13 protein-coding genes and 1 tRNA gene are annotated in these 6,787 nt (G+C 52.7%); all 14 read right to left on the reverse strand.

Going from position 1 to position 6,787, the window contains the following annotated elements:
- Positions 1-52: 52 nt before the first annotated feature.
- Positions 53-307, reverse strand: coding sequence for an HNH endonuclease (locus tag KX581_RS08555; RefSeq protein WP_414600163.1), 255 nt, complete (start codon positions 305-307; stop codon positions 53-55).
- Positions 308-357: 50 nt separating this feature from the next.
- On the reverse strand, positions 358-1,149 hold the full coding sequence (locus tag KX581_RS08130; RefSeq protein WP_231176080.1) for a metallophosphoesterase: 792 nt from the start codon (positions 1,147-1,149) through the stop codon (positions 358-360).
- Positions 1,150-1,340: 191 nt separating this feature from the next.
- A tRNA-Thr gene (locus tag KX581_RS08135) sits at positions 1,341-1,415 on the reverse strand.
- A gap of 121 nt (positions 1,416-1,536) precedes the next feature.
- On the reverse strand, positions 1,537-1,977 hold the full coding sequence (locus KX581_RS08140) for a hypothetical protein (protein ID WP_231176081.1): 441 nt from the start codon (positions 1,975-1,977) through the stop codon (positions 1,537-1,539).
- Positions 1,974-2,285, reverse strand: a complete 312-nt coding sequence (locus KX581_RS08145; RefSeq protein ID WP_231176082.1) for a hypothetical protein — start codon at positions 2,283-2,285, stop codon at positions 1,974-1,976. Before KX581_RS08145 ends, KX581_RS08140 begins: the two co-directional genes overlap by 4 nt.
- The gene (locus tag KX581_RS08150) at positions 2,278-2,577 is read right to left on the reverse strand and encodes a hypothetical protein (RefSeq protein WP_231176083.1); all 300 of its coding nucleotides are present in this window, start codon (positions 2,575-2,577) and stop codon (positions 2,278-2,280) included. The genes KX581_RS08145 and KX581_RS08150 overlap by 8 nt, the downstream gene beginning before the upstream one ends.
- Positions 2,578-3,324: 747 nt before the next feature.
- Positions 3,325-3,645 (reverse strand): hypothetical protein, encoded by a 321-nt coding sequence (locus KX581_RS08155; protein ID WP_231176084.1) that lies wholly within the window; start codon positions 3,643-3,645, stop codon positions 3,325-3,327.
- Positions 3,642-3,803 carry a hypothetical protein gene (locus KX581_RS08160; RefSeq protein WP_231176085.1) on the reverse strand — a complete coding sequence of 54 codons (162 nt, stop codon included), beginning with the start codon at positions 3,801-3,803 and terminating at the stop codon, positions 3,642-3,644. Before KX581_RS08160 ends, KX581_RS08155 begins: the two co-directional genes overlap by 4 nt.
- A 213-nt stretch (positions 3,804-4,016) precedes the next feature.
- Positions 4,017-4,661 carry a hypothetical protein gene (locus KX581_RS08165; RefSeq protein ID WP_231176086.1) on the reverse strand — a complete coding sequence of 215 codons (645 nt, stop codon included), beginning with the start codon at positions 4,659-4,661 and terminating at the stop codon, positions 4,017-4,019.
- Positions 4,645-4,800, reverse strand: a complete 156-nt coding sequence (locus tag KX581_RS08170; RefSeq protein ID WP_231176087.1) for a hypothetical protein — start codon at positions 4,798-4,800, stop codon at positions 4,645-4,647. The genes KX581_RS08165 and KX581_RS08170 overlap by 17 nt, the downstream gene beginning before the upstream one ends.
- The gene (locus tag KX581_RS08175; protein ID WP_231176088.1) at positions 4,800-5,141 is read right to left on the reverse strand and encodes a RusA family crossover junction endodeoxyribonuclease; all 342 of its coding nucleotides are present in this window, start codon (positions 5,139-5,141) and stop codon (positions 4,800-4,802) included. The genes KX581_RS08170 and KX581_RS08175 overlap by 1 nt, the downstream gene beginning before the upstream one ends.
- The gene (locus KX581_RS08180) at positions 5,138-5,719 is read right to left on the reverse strand and encodes a replicative helicase loader/inhibitor (RefSeq protein WP_231176089.1); all 582 of its coding nucleotides are present in this window, start codon (positions 5,717-5,719) and stop codon (positions 5,138-5,140) included. The genes KX581_RS08175 and KX581_RS08180 overlap by 4 nt, the downstream gene beginning before the upstream one ends.
- Positions 5,706-6,365, reverse strand: a complete 660-nt coding sequence (locus KX581_RS08185; RefSeq protein ID WP_231176090.1) for a DUF6291 domain-containing protein — start codon at positions 6,363-6,365, stop codon at positions 5,706-5,708. Before KX581_RS08185 ends, KX581_RS08180 begins: the two co-directional genes overlap by 14 nt.
- Positions 6,366-6,405: 40 nt before the next feature.
- Positions 6,406-6,787: single-stranded DNA-binding protein (locus tag KX581_RS08190; RefSeq protein ID WP_231176091.1), on the reverse strand; the 382-nt coding region annotated here is incomplete at its 5' end.

Genomic DNA, 6,787 nt, shown 5'->3' on the forward strand with positions numbered 1-6,787 from the left:
CCTTCCGCCTGTCTATGGGGACCGGCGGAAGGCGCAACGGATAGGGGGGGTATCAGTAACGGCCCCTTGCTGCTGTTGCTTTTTCCGGGTGCTGCTTGTTATGGCAGCCCTCACACAGGCTTACTAAATTTTTATCTTCGTAAGCCAGCTCCGGGTACTCATCTGCGTGTTTGATATGATGCACCGTTGTAGCCTGTACCGCCTTTCCGTACCTCTTGCAGTGCTGGCACATATATCCGTCACGCCTTAATATCTGTTGGCGCTTCCTCCGCCACCTGGGAGAATTATAATCAAATACAATGTTCATTACCCGCCCTATCCCTCCCGGTGTCTACTATGCCGGGCTACCAATTATTGTTACCAAACCGTGGTTATCCGCTTAGTGCCTTTCTTGTTCCCGCACAGCAGGAGCGTCTGCGGCTGCTCATGGTCGCTCTCGCTGCTGGGAAGCAGCATCTTCCGGGCTGCGTAGCCTCCGTACTGCTGCCATGCGGTACAGCTAACCACTACCAGCTGCTTGGTACGGATAACATTGTTGTTACTGTCCACCACGATCTTTTTGGGCTTACTGATGGTGCCTTTGTGGGTATGGCCAACAATCAGAGCGTCAATGCCCTCTATGGTGTAGCCGAAGCGCTCATTGCGGTTGACCGTTGCACCGGTGTAAATGCCGCCGCCGGAGCCATGGGTAACAGCCATCGTATAGCTGGTGATAGGGATATCTCTTGTTACCCTGCGCCCAATCTCCAGTTTGAGGAATGCTATGTCCTCGGCGTAGTAGTCCTCCATGTCCAGTTTGCACATGATATCGCCCATAATGTCTTGGTCGGTGTCCTTGGCCGTCCTCGCTTCGTGGTTACCGGATACCGCGCAGAGTATCTTATCCTTGATGGGCGTTAGCATTTCCACCATCATCTTTTTCTGCTCCCGCGGGCGGATATAATCCTCAAAGGGGCTTCCCACCGCGTTCCGGGTATTGTTGTTGATGAGATCGCCGCCAAGGATGAGATAAGCATCCTCCCGCTCTACCCGGCGGCAGAATGCTTGCCAGCCCTCTTTATCGTGTAGGATGCTGCCCAAATGCACATCAGATACCGGATATACCTTGATGGTGTCGCTCTGCGGGATTTTTCGGACTATTAAATCCATAGGTATCCCCTCCTTTATGGCATAAAGAAAGAGAGCGCCTTTCGGTACTCTCTGACTGCTTTTTTGTAAGGCAGACTATTGCGAACTTGCGGCCTGCCAGCGCGGCACCTTTTTTACGAAGGTCATGTATCTTCGGCCGATGGGATAACGGGGCATCGGCGGCCCCGTAAGAAGGAGGTAAAACATGAAGGTGGAGCACCCGATAGGGCTTGAACCTATAACCCGCTGCTTACAAGGCAGCCGCTCTACCATTGAGCTACGGGAGCAGATCGCCGGGATTAGGGGCCCGGCTCCCCACCAGGAGGAATGTCAAGGGAAGTCTGTGTTTTACCACACTATCAGTATACACTGTATATGTATCTTATTTCTGCAATGTTTCTGCAAACTTTACAGTTCTGTCAACCCATACCGGCAAAGGGCATATCTCCGGAGGGCTTCGTCCTTATCGTAGTAGATTTGCCGCTCGCTCTCGTTGAACTCCTGGCAAAGCCGTTGTATGTAGCCGTATTCCCGGCGGATGTAGAACAACTCAAGGATGCGCCGCTGCTTTTCCGTCAGGCAGGCCAGTCCTTTCTCAACTTGGGAGGTCTGCCACTTGACTACCACAAGGTTTGCCGAGAGCGCATCCCGGCGGGAGATTGCGTTAATCAAATGATCTTCCCGGCCGCAGCCACCGCCCTTTACTGGTGTAGCATCGCTGGTAGCGGACCGGATGCCGTCCATCTGCTCATTGTAGCGGCGGATTTCTTCCGGCAGGCTTTCCAACGACCGGAGCTTATAGCTATGGCATTTCAGCTCGTCAATGCAGATGCGCTTGTAGTCAATCATATTTCTCCCTCCTCCGGCGGTTCCTTTTCCGCCCGCCTTTCTCCATAGCTGCAGAAATCGTCCTCGTGCATCTGCGCACAAAGTATATTCGGCTGCCCCGGCGTGCCATCTCTGTACTTGCAGTCCTTACACCGCACCACCGGGGAAACATCAGCGGGCTGGAAACAATCTACCTCATCGAGCATATCGTCAACCCAACAGGCACGCCACCAGCATCCGTTGTGGTCTTTTCCCTTCGCCTTGCACGGCTTGCAATAACGCTCCTCGACGCTTTTCTTAAACGCTTCCCTGTCTATGTATTCAGCCATTGTCAAAAATCCCCTCCCATACTTCTTCATAACCAGTCTTTTCGTAATCGATTTTCAGACGCTTTTCGCGGATCATGGCGTTCAGCGCCCTGACACACGAGCGTCCATATGAATTATCCTCACAATAGTCACACATACTGCCGAATCCACAGCACCCAAAAGAGCTACCACCATCTGCACTGTGCCGGTCGCTCCATCTCTGGAAACCATTTTCCCACTTCCGTTTAGCTTTACCTGTGTTGTTACTTGATTGTTTCTCCGATGTGTCATATAACTGCATTTGGTCAGCCATTGTCGGCCCTCCTTTACTGCAAATACCCGCGATGTTTCCTCTTCGCCTCAATGTTACTTAAAATGTCCCGCAAATCGAATGCATCAAGGCTGCATTTCCACTTGCTCGGGCTGTACAAATGCAAGATGCAGTTTTGACACCCTCGCTGCTCACCGCAATACTCTGTAAGCGTTTTTATCGCTTCCACGGCTTTCTTATCGCTGATTGCCATCTTGTTCCTCCAATGCTTTCATATTCTGTCAGTCGTTCCATCACTCTACCTCCTGCATCCAGAACTTACGACGGCAGTCTGTACACCTTTGTTCTGGGTATCCACACCCTTCGCTATCTCGGTGAGCAGCAGAAATATCAGACGGACAAAGCCGCAGTACTTCGTACTCATCAAGCCTCGCCTCCGGGTAGTGCTCTAAAAACACGCTCTGCCTCGTCTTGCGTGGATGAGCAGCAGACCAATCCTCGATCATAGCAACCTGATCCGTAGCGTCCAGCGTTGACTCTTGACCAACTGCGCAACATATCTCATCCTCGCAAGCATTAAAAGCAGGGCACCCATTACATCCAGCATCAAAACTCTTGCACATTCGGTTGCGTTCCTTAATAAACTTCACAGCATCCATGTTATCCCTCCTTTACCGACAAAGTGTCGTTTCTAACCACGCCTTTACCACAGGAAAAATGCGGTTTGACAGCCCCGGAGATGTTCCCCTTGGAACACTCTCCATAACAGGCGGGGCATTGCATCAGGCATCAAAACACCTCCTTTTCTCGCTCGTCCGCTGCCGCCATGGTTTTTACAGCTCGGCGCAGCCAATAGCGTTCGTTTGCTGCTTTTACCTTGTCACGGTTCTCCGCTCTCCACTTGCGGGCATATTCCCGCTTGGCAATCTGTGCAAGTTCTTTTTCCGTGTCGGAAAACATAAGATGCTGACATTGCCGACATTCTATTTTGTTTTCGTTCATTTCCTCGTACCGGCACACGCCCGGATGGTTTACTACAGGGCAAAAATCTGCAACCGCCGGGCAATCGCTGTTTACACAGACTTCATCTTTCAGCCATTTACACATCATTCTACCTCCTTAGCCATCAGCAAATCCTTGTAGTCCAGCAGCAGCGCCCATATCTGCTCCGCATCGTCATGGTCGAGGTTGACTGCACCCTCTGCGTCAACGGCAGCAGCCAGCCGGTCTATGTCCCGGATTACTTCGTAGTAGTCCTTTACGGTCATTGGCTCACCCTCCAAAATTCTCAAGATAATATTGCTTGCCGTCCTGCCAACCCTTGTAATAGGCTGCCTGCTCCCGGCGTTCCTGTTCCTCTGCGGTGATCTCCGCCTGGGCCACTTCATCCACATGGTTCCACCTTTCGGCCGAAATAGCCGATAGAACCATTATGCAGAAAGCAGCTAAGATTATCGTAACTGCCGCTGCCGTCCAGTTCCTCATAACGAATCCCTCCTAAATCCGAAGAATGTCTTTATTTGCGGCAGGGTCTCCAGCCTGTGGCCATCTACCGTTATCAGCGCTGCGTAGCCCCGGCCTATCCAGCCATCGTGCCAAATCTCCCGGGCCTCGTAGTAGTCCACGCTCTCCCGGCGCTCTGTGGTTTTGCCGCAAACCCTTATCTCGATGTCGATTTTCCCATCCCGGCGCTTTATCCAATTCTTGGGACGCTTATACTTACCGGATGCCGCTGCATCCTTGTAGCATTGTTTGGAGCAGTACTTTTGTCCCGGCTGGCCGAAATATTCCTTCCCGCAGTATTCGCATTTCTTCGGCTCGGCTTTTTTCATACTGCTTTTGCGGGCCCGGATGCTGTCCATGGCCTTTTGGCACTCCTTGCAATACAGCTGCCTGGGGTTGGTGCTGCCTATCGGCCCTCCGCATCTCTTACATGGCCGGTTGGTGTCTCTCTTGATTCCATAGCGAGACAAGATTTGGGCCACATAGCCGTAATCAAGATCGAGAATTAAGGAAATCTCCCTGTTGGTCTTGCCCTCCCGCACCAGCTGCTCCAGGAACTCCGGGTCATTTGAATTAGAACAGCCGATTTTGGCGTTAGGAGACGCTTTATCGTATGACATCATAACTCACCACCTTTTCCTGCTCGGCCATCTCTGCGCGCATTTTTATGGCTTTGGTGATAGCGTTCCAGCGCTTGATAAATTCCTCGGCACTTTGTCCCTCAAAAAGCGGCTTCTCCCGCTCTACATCCTTCTGTCCCATCAGGGTACCTCCTCTATGTCAATTTCTGTTCTTGGGTTTTTGGGGTCATATGCCCCACGCAGCCGCAGTTCTACATGGTCAAAGCTGTCGTCTGCAATCACGCCTCGGTCGGTCAGGCCATCCATCAGCATCTTGCCATTGTAATTGTCAGGGTCGTGCCGATGGCGTGTGGGAAAGTAGTAGGTGATGGTCACTATGGCCTTGTCCATCGGCTTTTGCTTTTTGCAGTACGCTCGCATCAGGCCAATCCACCGCTGCTTTTCTGCCCGGTAGTCCCAGGTATTTGCCCGACCAGCGTACTTGTTCAGCGATGGCGGGATTTCGGGAATTGTTATTTTCACACATTCTCCTCCATCATCCGCTCCGCCAGCGCCAGGTCATAGCTGGGCAGCTGCTTTACATCTGCCATACCGGCCAGCTTTGCCCGGATATCTGCAGGCAGGGCTTGCATTTTGCGCTCGCTCTCCTGCCTTGCCCGGTAGCTGCGCATAAAGTTGGACTGCACCACGCTCTGCACTGTCCCGGTGTCCATGCTGGCCCATTCCCGCAGCTGGGAGGGGTGTCCTACCAACCGTTGTAGGTTCTCCGGCAGGGCTGCAAACTCTTTCTCGCTGTTGTAGCCGCTGTTCCGCAGGGCCTTTGCAATCAGCGCCCATGCTTCCCCCTCGGAGAGTTCCGCCGGTCTGCTGATCTCCCCAATAGCGGCTATGATAGCCCCGATGTGTGGAGGGAACCCCTTGCGGTCGCTGGCGATGTGGGACTTAACCGCAGCCGCTACAAGGTCAGCCGGGTAGTCTGCCAGCATCTCCGCCCACAGATTTACCACCGCTTCCGCATCCTGCCGTTTCATGTCCCTGTAGTACGCTGGATAAGCGGCCTTGAGGATGGACATAACAGCCAATGTTTCAGTACGGTTCATGTTGTCCCTCCTCCTGCAGCATCTGCAAAAATACATTGTCGGTCCCACCAGCAGACTTGGCGCCTTTCAACGGGTAAACATCCTGCCAGCAGCGCTTAACGCTCTGATCGAGAATAAGTCCCTTGGTGTGGTTGTCCCCCGGTGCCAGCCGTTCCAGCTCATTCAGGATCATCTTTGCGGCCCGATCAGTGAGGGGCTTTTTGATTTTCTTGCGCATCTCACAAAAGCCGTTCCAGTTCTCCATCAAGGCTTCCGGGACATCCACACGCCCCCTTGGGGGGGTAGGGGGGGTATTATTCCCGGAGGGAATATTTTCTTTGTCTTTGTCTTTGTCATTGTCTTTGTCTTGGCTTTTCTGGGTTTTAGAAAAACCCGCTGGGTTTTTTGGGTTACCTTGGGTTTTCTTCGGCCTACCGCCCTTGGAACCGTTTTCCCTGCTTGTTTTGGCTCTTCCTTCGCATTCAGCAGCCATCCGGTCTATTTGCAACTTTGCTACCGGCCATATAAAACGCTCGTTTCCCCGGAAATCGGGGGCTGCGCCCGTCTCTGCATATTTCAGCATAGCCGTGAACAGCCGCCCTCTCTCCGCATCTCCGAGTTCCTCCATGGCATCTGCAAAGTCTGTAAAGACTTTAAGGTACTTCATGGGTTGTCCTCCTGTCGCTTTTTACTGGGAAGCGTAACCCTTAATTAAAAGGGAGGTCGTTCTCGTCCTCGATTTGTTCAAACCCGCCGTTTTTGCTCTCTGCGGGCTTTTCCTCTGCCTTGCCGGTAGATTTGCTGCCGCCAAACAGAACCTCCTCTGCGATAACCTCTGTGGCTATGCGCTTATTGCCGTTCTTGTCCTCGTAGTTGCGAACTTCGATGCGGCCTACAATGGTGATAAGGTCACCCTTGCCGAACCACTGGTTCACGAATTCGGCGGTCTTGCCCCATGCTACGATGGGGATGAAGTCTGTTTTCTCCCGGTCACGGCTTCGGTCTACGGCGATGGTAAAGCCGCAAACGCTCTTACCGTTGTTGGTCTGCTTCAGTTCGGGGGCCTTGGTCAGCCGCCCATTAAGGATT

Origin of the sequence: Helicobacter pylori (assembly GCF_021062735.1) — a bacterium.
Classification (GTDB): Bacteria; Campylobacterota; Campylobacteria; order Campylobacterales; family Helicobacteraceae; genus Helicobacter; species Helicobacter pylori_DN.

Excerpts from the sequence above, each read along its gene's own strand:
- KX581_RS08555 (WP_414600163.1), bottom strand. The coding sequence starts at position 307 with ATGAACATTGTATTTGATTATAATTCTCCCAGGTGGCGGAGGAAGCGC.
- KX581_RS08130 (WP_231176080.1), bottom strand. The coding sequence starts at position 1,149 with ATGGATTTAATAGTCCGAAAAATCCCGCAGAGCGACACCATCAAGGTA.
- KX581_RS08140 (WP_231176081.1), bottom strand. The coding sequence starts at position 1,977 with ATGATTGACTACAAGCGCATCTGCATTGACGAGCTGAAATGCCATAGC.
- KX581_RS08145 (WP_231176082.1), bottom strand. The coding sequence starts at position 2,285 with ATGGCTGAATACATAGACAGGGAAGCGTTTAAGAAAAGCGTCGAGGAG.
- KX581_RS08150 (WP_231176083.1), bottom strand. The coding sequence starts at position 2,577 with ATGGCTGACCAAATGCAGTTATATGACACATCGGAGAAACAATCAAGT.
- KX581_RS08155 (WP_231176084.1), bottom strand. The coding sequence starts at position 3,645 with ATGATGTGTAAATGGCTGAAAGATGAAGTCTGTGTAAACAGCGATTGC.
- KX581_RS08160 (WP_231176085.1), bottom strand. The coding sequence starts at position 3,803 with ATGACCGTAAAGGACTACTACGAAGTAATCCGGGACATAGACCGGCTG.
- KX581_RS08165 (WP_231176086.1), bottom strand. The coding sequence starts at position 4,661 with ATGATGTCATACGATAAAGCGTCTCCTAACGCCAAAATCGGCTGTTCT.
- KX581_RS08170 (WP_231176087.1), bottom strand. The coding sequence starts at position 4,800 with ATGGGACAGAAGGATGTAGAGCGGGAGAAGCCGCTTTTTGAGGGACAA.
- KX581_RS08180 (WP_231176089.1), bottom strand. The coding sequence starts at position 5,719 with ATGAACCGTACTGAAACATTGGCTGTTATGTCCATCCTCAAGGCCGCT.
- KX581_RS08185 (WP_231176090.1), bottom strand. The coding sequence starts at position 6,365 with ATGAAGTACCTTAAAGTCTTTACAGACTTTGCAGATGCCATGGAGGAA.